This is a genomic window from Rhodococcus sp. WAY2 (assembly GCF_009859915.1).
Taxonomy (GTDB): Bacteria; Actinomycetota; Actinomycetes; order Mycobacteriales; family Mycobacteriaceae; genus Rhodococcus_F; species Rhodococcus_F oxybenzonivorans.
In genome coordinates this window covers 5,066,185-5,083,768 of the sequence record NZ_CP046572.1, presented here as the reverse complement: position 1 = coordinate 5,083,768, position 17,584 = coordinate 5,066,185, and the positions used below count along the sequence as shown (strand labels likewise).

Sequence of the window (17,584 nt, the reverse complement as noted above, 5' to 3'; positions counted from 1 at the left end):
ACGCCGGTACGCTGAGGGCCGTGATTGTGCAGGCAGCATCGGATTCCGTGACCAACCTCGCGTTGATGCCGGGGTTCCTCGACCCGGTGAACCTCCTCAACTCCTTCGGCACCTGGGTGCTCGTCGGACTTCTTCTGGTCGTCTTCATCGAGTCGGGATTGCTGTTCCCGCTCCTGCCCGGCGACTCCCTCCTCTTCACCGCGGGCCTTATCGCGGCGTCGAAGTCGGCCGAGATCGAGCCGTTTGCCCCCATCTGGGCGCTATTGGTTCTGATCCCCATCGCCGCGATCCTCGGCGACCAGGTGGGCTTCTTCATCGGCAGCAAGGGCGGCACCGCGCTCTTCAAAAGCAACGACGCCCGATTCCTCAAGAAGAAGTACATCGACGAGTCGCACGCGTTCTTCGAAAAGCACGGCCCGATCACGATCATCCTCGCCCGCTTCGTGCCGATCGTGCGCACGTTCGCGCCGGTCGTCGCGGGTGCGTCACGGATGAAATACTCGCTGTTCCTGACGTACAACATCGTGGGCGGCATCCTGTGGGGCGCCGGCGTCACGCTGCTCGGATACCTGCTCGGTCAGATCGAGTTCATCCGTGACAACGTCGACATCATCTTCTTGTTGATCGTGTTCGTGTCGGTGCTCCCGATCATCGTCGAGGTCGGCAAGCGTGTTCTCAAGGCCCGCCGGGGAGAGACGCCTGCTCCCGAGGCCGCAAGGCCTGTCTCCACCCCCACCGATCCCTCCTGATCGAGATCGAGGCAATGCGCTGACCATGGTCGTATCGGCATCTGGCACCTTCGGGCCCCTCGTCTCCGCCGGCCCCGCGCTGGTGTGGGTCATCGTGCTGGCATTCGTCTTCATCGAATGTGCCGTCATCCTCGGGCTCTTCCTGCCGGGTGACTCGATGCTGATCACCGCGGGCATCGTGCTCGCCGGCCACCAGTCGGGGGCAGGTCACGTGTGGGCCCTGTCGGTCGGCGCGATGGTCGCCGCGATCTGCGGAAATCAGGTGGGGTACGTCATCGGGCACCGCACCGGCAACCGCATCTTGGCGCGCAAGGGCGGCAAGTACCTCAACTACGCCAACCTCCACCGGGTGAACATCCTGTTGGAACGGCACGGGTTCTGGGCTGTGCTCATCGCCCGGTGGATCCCGTGGGTGCGTACCCTCTGCCCACTCGTTGCGGGGGCAGCGAAGATGAACCACACCAAGTACACCGTCGCCAGCAGCATCGGCGCCGTGTTCTGGGCGCCGGTACTGCTGCTCATCGGGTTCTACTGCGGTTCCTTCCTCGACCGGGTGTCGTGGCTGATGCCGGTGGTGTTGGGCGGCATGGTTGCACTGCTGGTGATCGGAACTGTGGTCGGCATCTGGCACTACCGCCAGGAAATGGCCCGTCCGCCCGAAGAGGTGGAAGTCGAGGAAGTTCTCGACTAGTGCTGATGCACCGCTTCCCACTCGGGCAGCGGGTCGTCGAAATGCACCCACTCGGCCGGACCGGACGCCCATTCGGCGTCGGTGAGGAGCGCCGGATCGAGGATGCGGGCAGGCGCCTCCGGGTCGAGCCGGACACCGATGAAGACGATCTCCTGACCGGGCGTCTCCTCCGCGGCCGACCACAGCTGCGCAGGTTCGATCACCAGATTCGGTCCCGCCTGCGACCAGATCGCCGCAAGATCCGGGCGGCTCGCTATCCAGCAGAACCCCTTGCTTCGCAGCAGTCCGGTGAACTGGCCCAGAGCCTGGTCGAGCCGTGACGGATGGAACGGCCGCGTCGCCCGGTAGGTGACACTTCGGATCCCGTACTCCTCCGTTTCAGGTGTGTGGCCGCCCGCAAGCTCCTCCGCCCACCCGGGCGCCAGGGCGGCCGACTCCGGGTCGTACAAACCGGTGTCGAGAACGTCGGCCAGGTCGACCACACCACGTGAGGTGCGCTGGAGTCTCGCCGTCGGATTGAGTCTGCGCAGGAGTGCCTCGACCGTGCCGGCTGTGCGCTCGCTCACCAGATCGGTCTTGTTCAGCAGAATCACGTCGGCGAACTCGACCTGGTCGACGAGTAGGTCGGAAATGCTGCGCTCGTCGCCCTCTCCCGCCTCGAGGTCGCGCTCGTCGAGGCGCTGACCCTTCGCGAGCTCACCGACGAACGTCGACGCGTCCACCACAGTCACCATGGTGTCGAGCGCCGCAACCGTGCCGAGGCTGAAGCCGTCCTCGAATTCCCAGTCGAACGTGGCGGCGAGGGGCATGGGTTCCGAAATGCCCGTCGACTCGATGACGAGGTGGTCGAACCGTCCCTCCTCGGCCAGGCGGGCGACCGCCTCGATCAGGTCCTCGCGGAGCGTGCAGCAGATGCAGCCGTTGGTGAGCTCGACCAGCTTCTCCTGCGTCCGATCGAGATGTCCCTGCCCTGCGACGAGGGCTGCGTCAATGTTGACCTCGCTCATGTCGTTGACGATCACGGCGACACGCCGGCCGTCCCTGTTGGCGAGGATGTGGTTGAGAAGAGTGGTCTTGCCCGCGCCGAGGAAGCCGGACAGGACGGTGACAGGAAGTGGACGAGTCATTCGGAAATGATAACTGTTTTCATCAAGGCGTGATTCGAGCGGCACTCCACTCGATGCCACCGTCGTCGACAGGGGAAGAACGCGGCGGCATCGGGCGAAGGACGGGACTAGAGGGCCACCCTGCCCGACGTCTGCGCGTACTGGCTGGCCGGACGTTCCAGCCCGAAGTGGTCCCGCAGAGTCGTACCCGAGTATTCGGTGCGGAACAGACCCCGCTCCTGCAGGATCGGCACCACCTTCTCGGCGAACACCTCGAGACCTCCCGGGTAGTACGGGGGCATCACGTTGAAGCCGTCGGCTGCACCCTGGGTGAACCATTCTTCGATGGTGTCGGCCACCTGCACCGGCGTTCCCACGAACACGCGGTGTCCTCGGGCGCCCGCGAGGCGATGCAGCAGCCCTCGCAGCGTCGGACGCTCCCGCTGCACGATGCCCGCGACCACCTGCAGCCGGCTCTGCTGGTTGTCCGTCACGTCACCGGCGTCGCCGAACAACTCGGCGGGCACGGGGGCATCGAGGTCGAGGTGGCGCACCTGAGTTCCGGTGATGCTCTCGAGCTGGGCGAGGCCGTACTCGGGAGAGGTCAGCTCGTTGAATTCGCGTTCCAGATCCCGTGCCTGCGCCTCGGTGTCGCCGATGAACGGGCTGATTCCGGGAAGGATCTTCACGTGGTCGGGGTTGCGTCCGAACTGCGACGCACGTCGCTTGATGTCTGCGTAGAACGCCTGCCCGTCCGACAGTCGCTGATGGGCGGTGAAGATGGCCTCGGCGTACTGCCCTGCGAAGCTGCGCCCCTCGTTCGACGCACCCGCCTGTACTAGCACGGGGTGACCCTGCGGCGAGCGCGGCGCGTTGAACGGTCCGCGGACCCGCAGGTGGCGTCCGACGTAGTTGATCTCATGAATTTTCGACGTGTCGGCGTAGACGCCCCTGTCCGTGTCGAGAACGATGGCGTCGTCTTCCCAGCTGTCCCACAGCTTGACCGTCGCATCGACGAATTCGCGTGCCCGCGCGTATCGGTCGGCGTGGTCGGGATGACTGGGAAGGCCGAAGTTCGCCGCCGCCAGATCCGTTCCGGTGGTGACGATGTTCCAGCCGGCCCGACCCTTCGAGATGTGGTCCAAGGAGGCGAACAGACGCGCGAGGTTGTAGGGCTCGAAGTACGTCGTGGACGCGGTGGCGATCAGCCCGATCCGCTCCGTGACTGCGGCGATCGCCGTCAGCAAGGTGATCGGCTCCAGCGCTCCGGCCGCGCCGTGCCCGGCATCGCTCCGCAGCGCGGGACCGTCCGCGAAGAAGAGTGCATCCAGTTTCGCCGCCTCCGCGGTGCGCGCGATCTCCTGGAAGTAGTCGACGTCGAACAACCGTTCCGGTGACGTCAGCGGGTGACGCCAGGCCGATTCGTGGTGCCCGGCCGGATAGATGAACGCATTGAGACTCAGCTGCCGCTGTTGATCTGACATACCGAGATGTCTAGCAGCGCGGAAACCGCCTGCCCACGGTTAAGTTTCGTGTGATCGAAACGCACTACCGCCGGGGATACCCGGCGGCCGACACCGCGTGCGCCGCCTCCATCAGCATCCAGCCACCCAACTGGACGGAGAGGTCGCGCTCGGGGATGTCGGACGAACGCACCGTGCCCCCGGTGAACGCCGCGATATTCCTGCCGAGACCGGGAAGCCGGGCCTGCTTGCCCCAGTCGGCGCCGAACAAGGGCTGACCCTCGATCTGCAAGCGGTTCTCCCACGCAGAATCGGCAGAGGTGAGCACGATCTGCGCTGCGATCTCCCGCGCGCGGATGTCGTCATGGTTCTCCCAGGGCAACATCACCGCAGTCAGCGCGAGATAGCGGGCGAGGATACCGTTGAACAGACCACCGTCTCCCCCGCCACCGCCGCGAATGACCCCACCCGGAGCCAGGTGCTCGTCGACGGCGTCGATCAGCCGGTGAATGCGGCCTCGATGCCGCGGCGCACCGAGACGCACCGCCAGCTCGGTTTCGAGCCCGAGGACGACCCCCTGGCAGTACGAATAGATGACCCTTTCGGCCTCACCGCCGCGATGAATCCCATCGATGACGAGGCCGGTGTTCTCGTCCAGCAGCGTGTCGTCGATCCAATCCGCGGTGGCCTGCGCCCGCCACAATTTGCCTGTGCGGGCCAGCATGATACCGGCCGGGCCGTTTGCCGGAGCGTTGTAGAAATCCGAACCCTTGCGCCAGGGCAGCCCGCCACCGTCGGGATCCCAGGCGTCGAACAGCTGGGATTCGAGTGTCTGCACCGCATTCCGGTTGTCGATCAAGTGCGTGCGCTGCGCGCGTTCGAGCGCGATGCCCAGCCACGCCATGTCGTCGTAATAATTGTTGGTCCAGCCCGTAATGTTCCGAAGGCGGTGGCTGCGAGCGAGTTTCACGATCCGACGGCGGCGACGCGGAGTAGGGTCGCGTTCGAGTGCGTCGACGGCGCAGTCAATCAGGTGCGCCTGCCACCAGTAATGCCAACTGACGAACAGTCGTTCACGTTTGACCGCCGGCCAGGCCACCACGCCCAGCGTGGTGCCCGGAAGACCCCACAGCCGGCGGAGATGCCTGCTCACCACCGCTTCTTCAGCGGCGTCGGCGCGCGCCGACCACTCGTCCTGCATGAGGGTTGATCTTGCCTAGTCTCCGGGCGATCCGCTACCACGCCCGACCGAGGTCGGCGTGCTCCCGCACCCACGCATGCATGGCAATGCCTGCCGCGACACCCGCATTGATGCTCCTCGTGGAACCGAACTGCGCAATCGATACGGTCATGGCTGCAACCTCTTTCGCCTCGTCGGTGACTCCGGGACCCTCCTGACCGAACAGCAGCATGCAGTCCCGCGGCAGGCTTGCGGTTTCGAGCGGAACGGAGCCCGGCGTGTTGTCCACGGCCACGATCGTGAGACCCTCCTCACGCGCGAACTCGACCAATTCGTCGATGCTCGAGTGATGCCTGACGTGCTGATACCGATCGGTGACCATCGCCCCGCGCCGGTTCCACCGCCGCCGTCCCACGATATGAACTTCCGCGGCGGCGAAGGCGTTGGCCGTCCGCACCACGGTGCCGATGTTGGCGTCGTGCCCGAAGTTCTCGATCGCCACATGCAGCGGATGGCGCCGGCTGTCGATGTCGGCGACGATGGCTTCACGTGTCCAATAGCGGTAGGCGTCGACCACGTTCCGTCGGTCACCGCCGGCCAGCAGTTCGGGATCGTAGCGGGGATCCGTCGGGACCGGTGCGTCGTGTTCTTCCGTCCACGGACCGACACCGTGAGTATTCTCACCCCACTCGGTAGGGCCCGGCTCGCCCAGGACCGGAAGTGAACCCACCTCTGCGCCAATCATGAAATCAGAACGTCTCGTTGGAGTCGGGTGAGACCGTGAATCCGTGGGACGTCTCGTCATTGGCACACGTCACAGCGGTCGCAGTGGTGCTGCAGGAGTAGCCGAGTTCGGTGAGCTTGGATCCGGCAGGCAACACCGGGTCAGGTTCGGCATCGCCCGAGGTGTACACGAGGCCGCCGGCACACATGAACGCTCCCTCACCCTCGTTCTCGACGCGAATGCCGTGGCCCCAGTCGACCATGCAGTCTGCCGGCCGCGGCGGGACCGGACTGGTCGATCCCTGGCATCCCGCTTCCGTGCGACTCGGCAGCTTGATGATGCCGCACTGGAACGCGCCGTCCGGGGAGGTGAAGAAGTACGACTCGTTGTGCTCGTACGGAACGTCGACGAGGGTGGTGGTCGGCGCTTCCGTCGTCGTGGTCGGCGCGATCGTGGTCGTGGTGGTCGTGACTGGCGGAACCGTGGTGGTGGTAGTGGTCACAGGCGCTGCGGTGGTGGTGCTGGTGGGGGTCGGCGGAGCCACCGCCTCGGACGAACCCCCACATGCTGCGAGCGTCAAAGCAGCACCAATGCTCAGACCTACCAACGACACCCGACGCCACGCCATACGGCCACCTCCACATACTTGCCTGCTGCCGACACTGCACTCTAACGGCACCACTGCCCGGCGTCCCCGCGGCGGTCTACCCTGGACACGGAGGCACAACGATGAATCATCAGCGAATCGTGCGGACGGTCTGCTTCATCACAGCCGGTTACGTCATCGTCCTCGCAGTCTGGCTGGGGTGGTTGATCGAGCACACCCCCGAGGCCACGGTTCCGTACCAGATCATGGGACTGGTCGCCGCCTTCGGGTCGGCGCTGGGATTCGGCATGATGGCTGCCGAACGACCCTCCCGGGCAGACCGCCGACTCGCGCGGCGCGGGCTCGAAGGATGGGCCAGCATCGAGCGCGTGACACCGCTTCGCCGCACCCCCGACAACGGCGAACTGACCGAACTGGATCTGCGGTTGACCGTGCCGGGGTCCGAGAGCTACTCCGGACGCGTCGTGTACGAGGTGCGGCGCGAGGAGGCCACCCGTTTCGTGCCCGGCGAAACCATCACTATCCTGGTGGACCCGAACAATCGGGACCGCATCATGCTGTGTCCGTGACCCGGCGACCTGTGTTCCGGCGGCGTAGCGCGAGCATCCCCTCGACCAGCAACAGTTGCGCGGCGGCGTAACTGGCGAGGATCAGTCCTTCGGTTACAGCCCTGCCGCGCTCACGTCGCACGAACAATCTCCGCACCACGATCAGCCCGTCCGACGCCGTGAACAGCACTCCGCCCAGACCGAGCCAGCTGCGCCGGTCGACGCTCGGTATCGCCACGCTCGCAACGACGCCTGCGCCGGGGGCGAGGGTCGGATCGGCAGCGAGTGTGGACGTCGTAGCCAAGGCTGATCCATAACCAGTGAGGGGCGCAGCGACACCGGCGGATCGAGCCCGCAGCAACAGGGCTGCCCCGAGCCAGCCGGCCAGTCGCGGACCCCACGCCGCCGGAGTGGGACGCGCACCGTTGCGCAGCAACAAAGCCGAGTAGCACGCCTGCATGACCGCGAAGGCCGAGGCACCTCGCACCAGGCGGGCATCGTCATCCGGGTCGATCATGAAGACGTCACCGACCGTCGCGCCTGTGAGCCCGGCCAGCAACAGTCCCGCGTCCACGGAGTCGGTCGCGCCTCGCCGGCGCACTACCCGGGCCGCCAGTGCCGGAGCGATCAGAGGCTTCGCGATCTTCTGCAGTCGCTCGCGTCCGGTCACGGCGCCGACCACGGTGGCCACAGTCGCCCCCGCGAACACGACGTGCTCCAGACCCCAGTCATCCTTCGACGTCACATCTTCCTCCCACACTTGCGGTCGCGCCGAGGGTACCGCGCGCTCGAGTGGTTGACTGGAGGTTGGAATGCGACGGTGACGAGGGCGATCGTGAGGCACAGGTCATGGCAGTACAGGCACGTGCGGCAGCCACCCGCCATCAGGTCCTGGAAGGCGCCGCGCTCAGCTTCGAGAAGCTCGGCTACGGCGGCGCCAGCCTGAGCCGGATACTTGCGTACTCCAATGTCACGAAGGGTGCCTTGTACTTCCATTTCGAGTCCAAGGAAGCCCTCGCCTGGGCGGTGATCAAGGAGCAGCACGCCATGTCGATGCTGGCGGCGCAGCGAGTGCTCGCCACAGCGCAGTCCCCGATGGAGGCTATCGTCCTGTGCGCCAAGGAAATGGCGCGGCAACTGCTGACCGAACCGATCGTTCGGGCGGGGGTCCGCCTCACCCTCGAGCTCGGCAATTCTCGCGGACCGGCCACCGATCCCTACATCGACTGGACCGACACGCTCGTGGCACTGGCCGTCAAGGCGACGGCAGCAGGTGAACTTCGGGCGACCGTCGATTCCGCCGCTCTTGCCCGCTTCCTGGTGAGTTCCTTCACCGGGATGCAACTCGTGTCCGAGGCACTGAGCGGTCGAGCCGACCTGTACGAACGCCTCGCCGACATGTGGGCGCTGCTGCTCCCCTCGATCGCCGCCCCCGACATGTTGCCCCGCTTACTCGAGCTTGCCGCCGCACGTGACGACCTCGCCTCCTGATTGCCGAGGCACAAGACGAGCGCACGACGGCTCGCCACCCCGGACTCCGATGACGTCGATTCGGCCCCATTCAGTTCTCAGGCAACATCATTCCGTCTGCTTGGGATGCCCAGTGCCCTTTTGCCGCATCACTGGTCGCGAATCGCAGGTCCCACAGCTCCTCGGACGCCGGCGGCGCGACCCGTTCACCCCGCTTCCGCCTCACAGCTCCGGCACCGGTACGGCCCCGAAGTCGCCCTTGGACGGCGCCGACAGAATCCGGGCAAGCTCTGGATCGGCATACACCTCCACCGTATGGAGCCACGTTTGAATCGTGCGGGCCGGCGGAGCGGGATTATCCATCGACGAGCCCGCCCGCAGCGACGCGATCAGCTCGTCGACGAAGTCGGCGACCTCCTCACCCGACAGGTAGCTCACCCACGGAAACGCCGCCGCGACGACCTTGCGGACCAGAGCACCGTCACCCGAGTGCAGTAGGGCGTCGACCATCGCCGTCGCCGCCGCGAGCACCTCCCGCTCCTGCTCCGCCCGTACCGCCGTCATCAAGACCAGATCCTCGCCGCCTCGCCGCGTCACTCGCAGCGGCCGCGCCCTGATCGCTGCCACTCCGACAGTGTCGCCTTCCCCTTGTTCTGGATATCCGAGAACGGAGGCACGGACGAGACCCCCCTCTACCTCGAGACCGACGAGCGCGGACTGCACCTCGGAAGTCGAGGGCGGCGAACATTGAGGACCCGGCCACCAGCACTTCCGGCACTACGGGCGAACGGACGGCGGTTGACCCGGGTGATCAGGGCAGGGTGTACCGGGCGAACACGTGCCACCCTGCGAAAGCCCAGAGGCCGACGAGAAGTAGTCGTCCGGGCAGCCGGGTCCACAGCGCGGAGACGACGCTCGCAAGGCTCGACCACCGTCCGCCGGTCCGGCGGCTGTACAACTCGATGCCGATGCCGGTGCCGATCAACATCAGCCAGATGATCGTGACTATCACCTCACCCTCCCGCGGGAGAACGGGGTCGCACCCACCTGCGGTACATCCGGACGACTGGGCCCCCGCCGACGGCAAGCCATCCGCAAAACAGGACGAATCGAACCGGATGCCACGCCAGCGCATGATCGATCACCGTGCTGAGTGTGGGAACGGTGGTGGACCGGCCACCCAGGGCGAGACCGAGTCCTTCGAGGCCTGCGGCAACAAAGAGCAACACCAGCCACGGGAGCACCGAGCGTAGCGTGATCTCCCCTGCCCGTGGCGTGTCGTTGTCCCGAGGATCGGGAGCGCCGCCGATGACGGCCACACCGGCCAGCAGAACAACGGGCATTCCGACTGCGATGTAGGCAAGGCCCGTGAACGGCTCCAGTCCGGTTGCCCAGTATGCGTAGAGCGCCGTGATCACCAGACCGGCTGCACCAACAGCGCTGGGCACATCAACTTTTCGGAGAAGCGATTTCATCGCACCACCCACCCCTACCCTGGTCCGTCGCGTGCTGCTCCAGCCGCCAGGGTCGCACCCGCGCAACCGTCGCCGCACGGGGCCTGACCGGTCACCGTCGCCGACGCCACCACCGCCGCGGTCGCGGCGCCGGCGGCTGGTTCTCTGCGGACGACTGGTCCTCTTCGGACGGCGGGAGCGATGGCGGGTGCGTGGGCACCGCTCGGCGGTCCATTCGCCACTGCGACACCACCTCGTCCGCGTCGACGGGGGCTGACCGGCACTCGCGGCCCGGACGGCGCGCGCAACCAGGCCACGATCTCGAGGTTGAGCTGATGCACGATCTCGCGCACCGCGTCCTCCGACGGTATTCCGCGGACCGTCTCGGGGAGCCGCTCGATCTGCTTGCGCAACTGCAGTGGCGTCGGTAGCAGTGCGTCGAGGGGCAGGTTCTCACGCCGCAGATAACCTTTGACCCACCACAACTCGTCATCGACGTCGCCGGACAGTGGTATCGGTTTACCTGCTCCGGGAAGGTTGTCGAAGTCGCCGCGCTCCTGCGCCAGCCGGATCTGCTTGTCGATCCAGCTCTCGAAGCTCACCTCGGGAGGTTTGCGCTCGGTCATACACCGATTCTCCCAGGATGTGCGGCACTGCGGCAGCAAGTCGTGCGGTGCGGGATCTCCCCGAACTCGGCGCGGACCACGTCACCGACCCGCGGCGGACGCTCCGCATCCGCGCACCGGTTCGCGGGACTCGCCGACCAATCCCTCAGCATCCGGCCGAAGGGTGTGCGGATATGCGGCGCGACCGTCCCTTATTCGAGAATCCGGCGTCGCCCTGCTCGCCGACCACGACGCGACCGAGTAGGCACCCGGACCCTCACCGATACGGTTTGAAGGCCACCGAACCGGGCATGCGTTGTACACCCCAGATCGACTACGCCCGGAGGTAATGATGAGCAGACCACTGACAGGCCGCGGCGACGAAAACGACCCGCATCGAGTGACCGATATCGACGGTCGTTCCGTCGACGGTCGTTCCGTCGACGTCGAGCAACGAGTAGTCACCAAACCCGCACGTACCAGCACTGCTGCCGCATTCGCCCTCGCTGTCGGCGTTGCCGCCCTCGTCTGCGTGTTGATCGTGATCCTGTCTCCGGTCGGACTGGTGCTGGGCATCATCGGGCTGATTCTCGGCATCCTCGGACTGAGGGCGTCCCGCAAGGTCGGTATCACCGGTAAAGGCGTGGCGATTGCCGGCACTGTACTGAGCGCACTGGCAATCGTCATCTCGATAGCTTTCGCGGCCGGAATGGTCACTGTGCTCAACAACGACAGTGCCGTCGAACGAATCGAGCAGGAACTCGACAAGATGCGGGACAAGCTGCCCGATAGCGTCGAGGTCCCCCAGCCGTAACTAGCACGCTCCGTGCGCCTTTCTGGTTGCCACCGCTACCAGAAAGGCGCACGGGCGCGGAGCGCCACTTGCCATTGTGCCTTCTTCCTTTTACTGTGACATCGAGTCTCAGTTAATTACCGGTGACCGTTCCACCTCGGCCCAGGAAGAGGACATGACAGTGAGTGCCCCGCAGCAGGCCGGCATCGCCTCCCAGGCCTCGGAGGACGAACGACATCTGTCGGTCGTCGTAGTCGGCGCCGGTCTGTCCGGCGTCGCCGCAGCGGTCAAGCTGGAAAAGGCCGGAATTACGGACTACCTCGTGCTCGAGAAATCAGCACGCGTCGGCGGCGTGTGGCGGGAGAACACCTACCCCGGCTGCGGTGTCGACATACCCGCACCGGTGTACTCGTTCTCCTTCAATCCCAACCCGCAATGGCGGAGCAACTTTGCACTACAGCCGGAACTGCTGTCGTATATCGAGGAAACGGTCGACAAGTTCGGCGTCCGATCCAAGATCTCGATGCACACCGAGCTGATCGAGGCAGCGTGGTCCGAAGACCGCCGACGGTGGGTCCTCGACACCACCCAGGGCACGATGGTCGCCCAGCACGTCATTTTCGCGGCAGGACCGATCACCGAACCGAAGACACCCGAGCTCCCCGGAATCGACGGCTTCGCCGGCGAGATCTTTCACTCGGCGCGCTGGAATCACGATGTCGATCTCACCGGCAAGAGGGTGGCGGTGGTGGGAACGGGCGCGTCCGCCGTGCAGTTCATTCCGGAGATCCAACCGGACGTGGCGCAGCTATACGTCTTCCAGCGCACTCCCGCGTGGGTCGTCCCACGTCTCGACTTTCCGTTCCCGCGCATGGCGCAATGGGTGTTCGGTCGAGTTCCCGCCGTACAGAACGCATTTCGGCACCTCCTGGACGTGGTGCTGCGGACCCTCACCCTGGCGATGCGGCGCGAACGGACCGCACGCCTACTCAACCCCATCGGTACCCGCTGGCTCGCGGCACAGGTGCCCGACCCCGAACTCCGAGCGTCGCTCACCCCGGACTTCACCTTGGGGTGCAAGCGACTCCTGTTGTCCAACACCTATCTGCCTGCACTGACGAAGCCGGGCGTCGAGCTGATCCCCCACGCGCTCGTCGCGGTCGACGGGCAGTCGGTGGTGGCCGCCGACGGCACCCGACGCGAGGTTGACGTCATCATCTTCGGTACCGGATTCGATGTGAGCCACCCACCCATCGCGAGCCGCATTCGCGGACGCGACGGACGCCTTCTGTCGGAGAAGTGGGCGAAGAGTCCCGAGGCCTATCTGGCCACCACCACTCCGGGTGCACCGAACGCCTACATCATGCTCGGCCCGAACATCTTGGTGTACAACTCGTTTCTGGGGTTGGCCGAGACCCAGCTCGACTATGTCATCGACGGCTTGACCAAGGCCGAACAGCAGGGCATCGAAGTACTCGAGGTCCGCGAGGAACCGTTCCGCGCATTCAACGACGCCGTCCAGAAGGGCCTGGCCCCCACGGTCTTCAACAACGGCGGATGCAGTAGCTACTACCTCGACGCCGACGGCAAGAACTTCGCGGCCTGGCCGTGGTCCACCGGATCACTGCGACGCCGCCTCGCCCGATTCGACCTCGAGAACTACGCCGTCCGGCCTTACCGGCACTCGTCGTCCGCCCATTCCACAGGAAAGTCGTCATGATCGAGATTCATCACACCGCCGTAGCCCAAGCGCCGCTCGCCGCCTGTTTCGCGTATCTCGACGACTACACGCACGTGCCGTCGTGGCTTTTCGGGATCACCCAGTTCGATCCCGTCGGCGAACCCGTCCGCGGACTCGGTGCCGTCTACAACGCGGCGATGCGGGTCGGCCCCAAGACGCTGGGCTCGGTCGTCGAGATCACGGCGTGGGAAGAGAACGCACTGATCCAGCTCGATTCGATCGACGGCCTCACAACCCACTCGCAGTGGCGATTCGAGGCCGTCAGCGAAGAAGCGACCCGACTGACCGTCGACTTCCACTACGAGCTTCCCGGCGGACTTGCCGGGAAGGCGCTGGCGCGTATCGTCGAACCGTTTGTGGCGCAGGCAATTCGACACACCGACGCCACCCTGCGGCGTCAGGTGGAACAGGCGGCGCAGCGCTCGTCCTGACCGGGTGGCGGGCATCCTCACCCGAGAACGAAGGCCGTCACGGCCGCGGACGCCGACTGATCTGTGCCCTGGTGTCAGCCACAGGGCGCTGCCACTGGGCCGTGAGCAAGCTGCTGCCACGATTCGACTGTCGAGGGATCGGGCGTGTTCGCGCACACCCTGGCCTCGGCAGTGTGCGGGTCGAGGTCGAGTATTCGAACGGCTCCGGCTTCCCCCGTCGCCATCAGCACGTCCGACCGGGCACCGAACGCAACTCGCCACCGGACCGTTCCATCCGGTACCAGTGAACCGCCCAGCGCGCGCAGGTGTAACACGTCCCAGATGCGCACGGACTGGTCGTCGCTCCCCGAGGCAAGGGTCCGGCCGTCGGGGCTGAACGCGACCGAGCGGACGGTGCTCGTGTGACCGGACAGCACCGCGGCTTCGCCTGGTTTGTCGCCGTTCTCCGCGGTGAGGGGCCACACGCGAATTGTCTGATCGTCGCTGCCGCTGGCGAGGGTGCGCCCGTCAGGACTGAAGTCGATGGCGTTGACCGCACCGTGGTGACCGCTCAAAGTCCGGACAGCACCGGGCCTCTCGGGACGGGACACGTCCCACAACCGCACCGTCTTGTCGCTACTGCCCGCCGCGAGGAAACGTCCGTCGGGGCTGAAGGCAACGGCGTTGATCCATCCGGCGGCGCCGGAAAGCGCACTTCCCACCTGGACGGGACGCGCCCTGTCCGCGAGGCTCCAGAGGGTGAGCGACTGGTCGTCGGCAGCGGTGGCGAGCAACGCCCCGTCCGGACTGAAAGCCAACTCGTGGGTGTAGCGCGCGGCGATCTCGAGGGGTGGTCCGGCCGGAACGGCCATGCCGTCGGCGATGTTCCACAGCTGCACCTCCCTGCTGCCCACGCCCGCGGTCGCGAGCACCGAACCATCCGCCGACAATGCGACGTTCTCGACTCCCACACCGCCCCCCGACAGAAACCGTGCAGTGAGCACCGGCGGATGACCATCTCCCATCCGCCACAAGGCAATAGTCCCGTCCCGGGACGCCGTGACGGCGACGGTTCCGGACTCGTCGAGCACGGGGGTCGTGACCCGCAAGGTGTGTCCGGCGACGACTGCGGTCGGTAGCGCCCACTTTCGCACCGTCCCGTCCTGACCCCCGGTAACGACCGCCTTGCCGTCTCGGGTGAACACCGCAGTCGTGAGGCCGCCGCTGCTTCCGGCAAGGGGCTTTCCGAGCAACGTCGGCCGGTCCGGGTCGATCAGCGACCAGACCCGGGCGGTTCCGTCCCAGCTGGCGGAGACGAGCGACGAACCGTCCGGACCGAAGGACACCGACCAGACCGCGGCGTTGTGCCCGATCAGGGGTTCTCGGGTGGCGACTGGCGGACCCGGGCGGTCGAGCCGCCACAGCCGAACGCTGTGATCGTCGCTGCCCGTCACGAGAAGTCGCCCGTCCGGGCTGAAAGCGACCGAATGCACGGTGTCGGCATGCCCGACCACCCGGCCGGAGGCGACGGGGTGCGCCGGATCGCTCAGATCCCAGAGCATCGCCGTGTGATCGTCGCTTCCCGTGGCGAGCGTTAGCCCGTCGGCGCTGAAAGCCACTGTGCGGACAGCTGCCGTGTGACCGCTGAGCGGTGCTGCACGATCCCTGACGGCGCTCGGATTTTCGATGTTCCACAGCCGGGTCGTGCCGTCGTCACCGGCGCTGGCAAGGGTGCGCCCGTCGGGGCTGAACGCCACCATGTACACGGCTCCGGAGTGCCCGACGAGCGGCTGCCCCAGTTCGGTGGGACGGGCGGGATCGCGGATGTCCCACAGCCGGACTGTGCTGTCACCACTGCCGCTGGCGAGCATTCGCCCGTCGGGACTGAAGGCCACGCTGGTGACCCAGCTCGTGTGCCCGGTGAGGGACGCCGTGAACGAGCCGCGGGTCCCGGTGGCCGCCGGGTTCCACAATCGGATCGTTCGGTCGTAACTGGCGGACGCGACTACTCCGCCGGGTCCGACAGCCACGGAATAGACTGCACCGTCGTGGCTTCCGAGCCGATCGGCGAGCGGGGCATTCTGTGACGCGAGCAGCATCGACCTTGCGGTGTCGTCCTGAGGCCGCAGCTGGGTCGCGAGCAACGAAAGCCGGGCCGACATGGACGGATCGGGGTTCTGCGTGCGCGCGGCCTGCGCGAGAATTTCCGCGAACTGTGCCGTCGTGCGCTCCTCGTCGGCAGACACTCGCTGCGCGTGCGCCGTGAGTGCCGCGATCGTGGTGAGGACGGTCAGCACTGCAAGCGCGGTGACAGCTCCTCGGCGTCGCAACCGGGCGAGACGGTCGTGTCGCCTTCCCGCCGCCAGGAAAGAACGTGTCGACGCACCCATACGGCCTGTGCGACTGTCCGCTTCCCACCGCAGCGCCGCATCCAACCGCACGCCCCGGTAGAGCAGCGAACCGTCACGGTCATGCCTCTCCCACTCCAGGGCGTCCTTGTCGATCCGCTGATGCAGGACGGCGACCGCCCGATCCTCGCTCAGCCACATGGCAAGCCGTGGCCACGCCTCGAACACCGCGTCGTGTGCGAGTTCGACCCCCGACGCGTCACGGGTCACCAGCCGCGCAGCGGTCAAGGCATTCATCGCGCTGGTCCCGGCACTGGTATTCGAGCATCCCTCGAGGACTTGCGGGGGGCTCAGGGTGCGCCGAGTATCCGGACCGTCATCGCCGACGGCGACGAGCCGCATCAGTATCTGCCTCGCCGCCACCTGTTCCGCGGGGGTCAGCGCTTCCCAGACCGCCTCGGCGGTACGCGCGACCGCACCGCGTACCCCGCCCACGGACTCGTAGGCCCTCACGGTGAGGGAATCACCTGCCCGCGCCTCCCACGTTGCCAGGAGGGCGTGCCCGAGCAGGGCAGGGCACCCGAGCTGTATACCGCGCCGCTTCCGTCGCCGAGGTCGCGCACGATGATGTCGACGAGGCCGGGCTCGAGCGGAACACCCACCAGGGCGGCAGGACCGCTGACGGCCGTCCGAACCTCGTCACGCGTCATGGGTCCGAGAACCATCTGGCCCTGTTGGAGACGGGCCGCCAGATCGGGGTAGTCCACACACCGCTCGTAGAAATCGGCGCGCACGGCCACCACCACCGCGTCGACCGGCGTTTCGGAATACGCGCGGCTTCGCGCGGTCTGCACGAGCACACCGACGAAGCGACGCCGGACATCCTCGTCCCGGCACTGTGTGAAGAGTTCCTCGAACTGGTCGACGATCAGAACGCACGGCGTCTCCCGCTCCTCGTCGAAGGAGCGCTCGAGTGTGCCGACGGGGTCGCGGCCCGGAGTGAGGGTCACGACGGAACGGCCCCGTTCCAGCGCCGGGACGAGCCCGGCGTGCAGCAACGACGTCTTCCCCGAACCGGACGCCCCCACCAGAACTGTCAGCGCGACGTCGTCATCGTTGTCGAGCACCGCGGCGAGGAGAGCCGAGGTCGTCCGTTGCCTCCCGAAGAAGTACCGGCTGTCCTCGACACCGAAGGCTCTCAGCCCGCGGTACGGGCATTCGGCGGTTCCGGGCCCCCTGTCGGTGGCCCCCGCGGGGCAGTCGCGAGCCGCGTCACCGCGCGCCGGTTCGCTGCGCTGCGCACGCTCCCAGAGCACCTGCCACTGCCGGATCGAGTAGAGCCCGTCCGAACGGGGGTCGGGATGTCGGGTCCGGGCCGCACCGATCAGGACCCGCAGGGTCGGGACCAGACCATCGAACCGGGCTGGCACATTGCGACCGGTACGCCAGTCGGAGAGGCGTTGCGCGGACACGAACACGGCCCGTCTCGACTCGGTGACGGGAATCGTGGAGTTCGCGCGATCGGCGAGCCGTTTCAGAACGGGGCGACCGGCCAATTCGTAGAGCAGCGCGAATCGTTCAGCGAAAAGCACTCGGGGGTGATCGTGGTGTCACCGGGATATTCCATCAGCGCTCCGAGTTCGAATTCCCGCACACCCGCGGACACAAAGGTGCGCAATTGTTATCGCAGATTCG

Annotated in this window: 18 protein-coding genes and 1 pseudogene; 7 read left to right on the top strand and 12 right to left on the bottom strand. The window is 66.5% G+C overall.

The features are described 5' to 3' along the window. The first annotated feature begins 65 nt into the window (after positions 1 to 65). Together GFS60_RS22905 and GFS60_RS22900 are read left to right on the top strand one after the other, a co-directional pair. Positions 66 to 749, top strand: coding sequence for a VTT domain-containing protein (locus GFS60_RS22905; RefSeq protein ID WP_236603521.1), 684 nt, complete (start codon positions 66 to 68; stop codon positions 747 to 749). A gap of 25 nt (positions 750 to 774) precedes the next feature. Further along, positions 775 to 1,440: a DedA family protein gene (locus GFS60_RS22900; RefSeq protein ID WP_159924854.1), complete on the top strand. Its 666-nt coding sequence runs from the start codon at positions 775 to 777 to the stop codon at positions 1,438 to 1,440. On the opposite strand, the gene GFS60_RS22895 is transcribed toward GFS60_RS22900, so the two are convergent. From GFS60_RS22895 to GFS60_RS22875, 5 genes are all read right to left on the bottom strand, one after another. Further along, positions 1,437 to 2,567 carry a GTP-binding protein gene (locus GFS60_RS22895; RefSeq protein ID WP_159924852.1) on the bottom strand — a complete coding sequence of 377 codons (1,131 nt, stop codon included), beginning with the start codon at positions 2,565 to 2,567 and terminating at the stop codon, positions 1,437 to 1,439. The genes GFS60_RS22900 and GFS60_RS22895 overlap by 4 nt on opposite strands. Positions 2,568 to 2,674: 107 nt before the next feature. Continuing rightward, positions 2,675 to 4,030 carry an LLM class flavin-dependent oxidoreductase gene (locus GFS60_RS22890; RefSeq protein ID WP_159924850.1) on the bottom strand — a complete coding sequence of 452 codons (1,356 nt, stop codon included), beginning with the start codon at positions 4,028 to 4,030 and terminating at the stop codon, positions 2,675 to 2,677. Positions 4,031 to 4,094: 64 nt separating this feature from the next. Beyond that, the gene (locus tag GFS60_RS22885) at positions 4,095 to 5,210 is read right to left on the bottom strand and encodes a glycoside hydrolase family 76 protein (protein WP_159924848.1); all 1,116 of its coding nucleotides are present in this window, start codon (positions 5,208 to 5,210) and stop codon (positions 4,095 to 4,097) included. 34 nt (positions 5,211 to 5,244) lie between these two features. After that, complete coding sequence (locus GFS60_RS22880; RefSeq protein WP_159924846.1) at positions 5,245 to 5,934, bottom strand: TrmH family RNA methyltransferase; 690 nt, start codon at positions 5,932 to 5,934, stop codon at positions 5,245 to 5,247. Between the two features lie 4 nt (positions 5,935 to 5,938). Further along, positions 5,939 to 6,541, bottom strand: a complete 603-nt coding sequence (locus GFS60_RS22875; RefSeq protein WP_159924844.1) for a DUF6636 domain-containing protein — start codon at positions 6,539 to 6,541, stop codon at positions 5,939 to 5,941. 101 nt (positions 6,542 to 6,642) lie between these two features. Between GFS60_RS22875 and GFS60_RS22870 the strand changes: the two genes are divergently transcribed. Further along, positions 6,643 to 7,089 (top strand): hypothetical protein, encoded by a 447-nt coding sequence (locus tag GFS60_RS22870; protein ID WP_159924842.1) that lies wholly within the window; start codon positions 6,643 to 6,645, stop codon positions 7,087 to 7,089. Here the strand turns inward: GFS60_RS22870 and GFS60_RS22865 are convergent. Next, positions 7,073 to 7,813, bottom strand: coding sequence for a lysoplasmalogenase (locus tag GFS60_RS22865; RefSeq protein WP_159924840.1), 741 nt, complete (start codon positions 7,811 to 7,813; stop codon positions 7,073 to 7,075). The two genes, GFS60_RS22870 and GFS60_RS22865, sit on opposite strands and share 17 nt — an antisense overlap. Before the next feature lie 104 nt (positions 7,814 to 7,917). On the opposite strand from GFS60_RS22865, the gene GFS60_RS22860 reads away from it, so the two are divergent. Continuing rightward, positions 7,918 to 8,559 (top strand): ScbR family autoregulator-binding transcription factor, encoded by a 642-nt coding sequence (locus tag GFS60_RS22860; RefSeq protein ID WP_159924838.1) that lies wholly within the window; start codon positions 7,918 to 7,920, stop codon positions 8,557 to 8,559. Between the two features lie 201 nt (positions 8,560 to 8,760). Here the strand turns inward: GFS60_RS22860 and GFS60_RS22855 are convergent, their stop codons facing one another. The 4 genes and pseudogenes from GFS60_RS22855 to GFS60_RS22840 all read right to left on the bottom strand — a co-directional run bounded on the left by GFS60_RS22855 (position 8,761) and on the right by GFS60_RS22840 (position 10,618). Next, positions 8,761 to 9,165, bottom strand: a complete 405-nt coding sequence (locus tag GFS60_RS22855; protein WP_236603258.1) for a hypothetical protein — start codon at positions 9,163 to 9,165, stop codon at positions 8,761 to 8,763. A 184-nt stretch (positions 9,166 to 9,349) separates the two neighbouring features. Further along, the gene (locus tag GFS60_RS22850) at positions 9,350 to 9,550 is read right to left on the bottom strand and encodes a DUF6186 family protein (RefSeq protein WP_159924836.1); all 201 of its coding nucleotides are present in this window, start codon (positions 9,548 to 9,550) and stop codon (positions 9,350 to 9,352) included. A 1-nt stretch (position 9,551) separates the two neighbouring features. Continuing rightward, on the bottom strand, positions 9,552 to 10,013 hold the full coding sequence (locus tag GFS60_RS22845) for a hypothetical protein (protein WP_159924834.1): 462 nt from the start codon (positions 10,011 to 10,013) through the stop codon (positions 9,552 to 9,554). Positions 10,014 to 10,104: 91 nt separating this feature from the next. Continuing rightward, a pseudogene (locus GFS60_RS22840) lies at positions 10,105 to 10,618 on the bottom strand (J-domain-containing protein). Positions 10,619 to 10,949: 331 nt separating this feature from the next. Here GFS60_RS22840 and GFS60_RS22835 point away from each other — a divergent pair. From GFS60_RS22835 to GFS60_RS22825, 3 genes are all read left to right on the top strand, one after another. Beyond that, complete coding sequence (locus tag GFS60_RS22835; protein WP_159924832.1) at positions 10,950 to 11,411, top strand: DUF4190 domain-containing protein; 462 nt, start codon at positions 10,950 to 10,952, stop codon at positions 11,409 to 11,411. A gap of 154 nt (positions 11,412 to 11,565) precedes the next feature. Next, entirely contained in the window at positions 11,566 to 13,110 is a 1,545-nt protein-coding gene (locus GFS60_RS22830) for a flavin-containing monooxygenase (RefSeq protein ID WP_159924830.1), read from the top strand. Next, the gene (locus GFS60_RS22825; RefSeq protein WP_159924828.1) at positions 13,107 to 13,562 is read left to right on the top strand and encodes an SRPBCC family protein; all 456 of its coding nucleotides are present in this window, start codon (positions 13,107 to 13,109) and stop codon (positions 13,560 to 13,562) included. The genes GFS60_RS22830 and GFS60_RS22825 overlap by 4 nt, the downstream gene beginning before the upstream one ends. A gap of 74 nt (positions 13,563 to 13,636) precedes the next feature. Here the strand turns inward: GFS60_RS22825 and GFS60_RS22820 are convergent, their stop codons facing one another. Beyond that, entirely contained in the window at positions 13,637 to 16,402 is a 2,766-nt protein-coding gene (locus GFS60_RS22820) for a WD40 repeat domain-containing protein (protein WP_236603257.1), read from the bottom strand. Beyond that, complete coding sequence (locus tag GFS60_RS39230; RefSeq protein ID WP_236603256.1) at positions 16,399 to 17,481, bottom strand: nSTAND1 domain-containing NTPase; 1,083 nt, start codon at positions 17,479 to 17,481, stop codon at positions 16,399 to 16,401. Before GFS60_RS39230 ends, GFS60_RS22820 begins: the two co-directional genes overlap by 4 nt. Positions 17,482 to 17,584 lie beyond the last annotated feature (103 nt).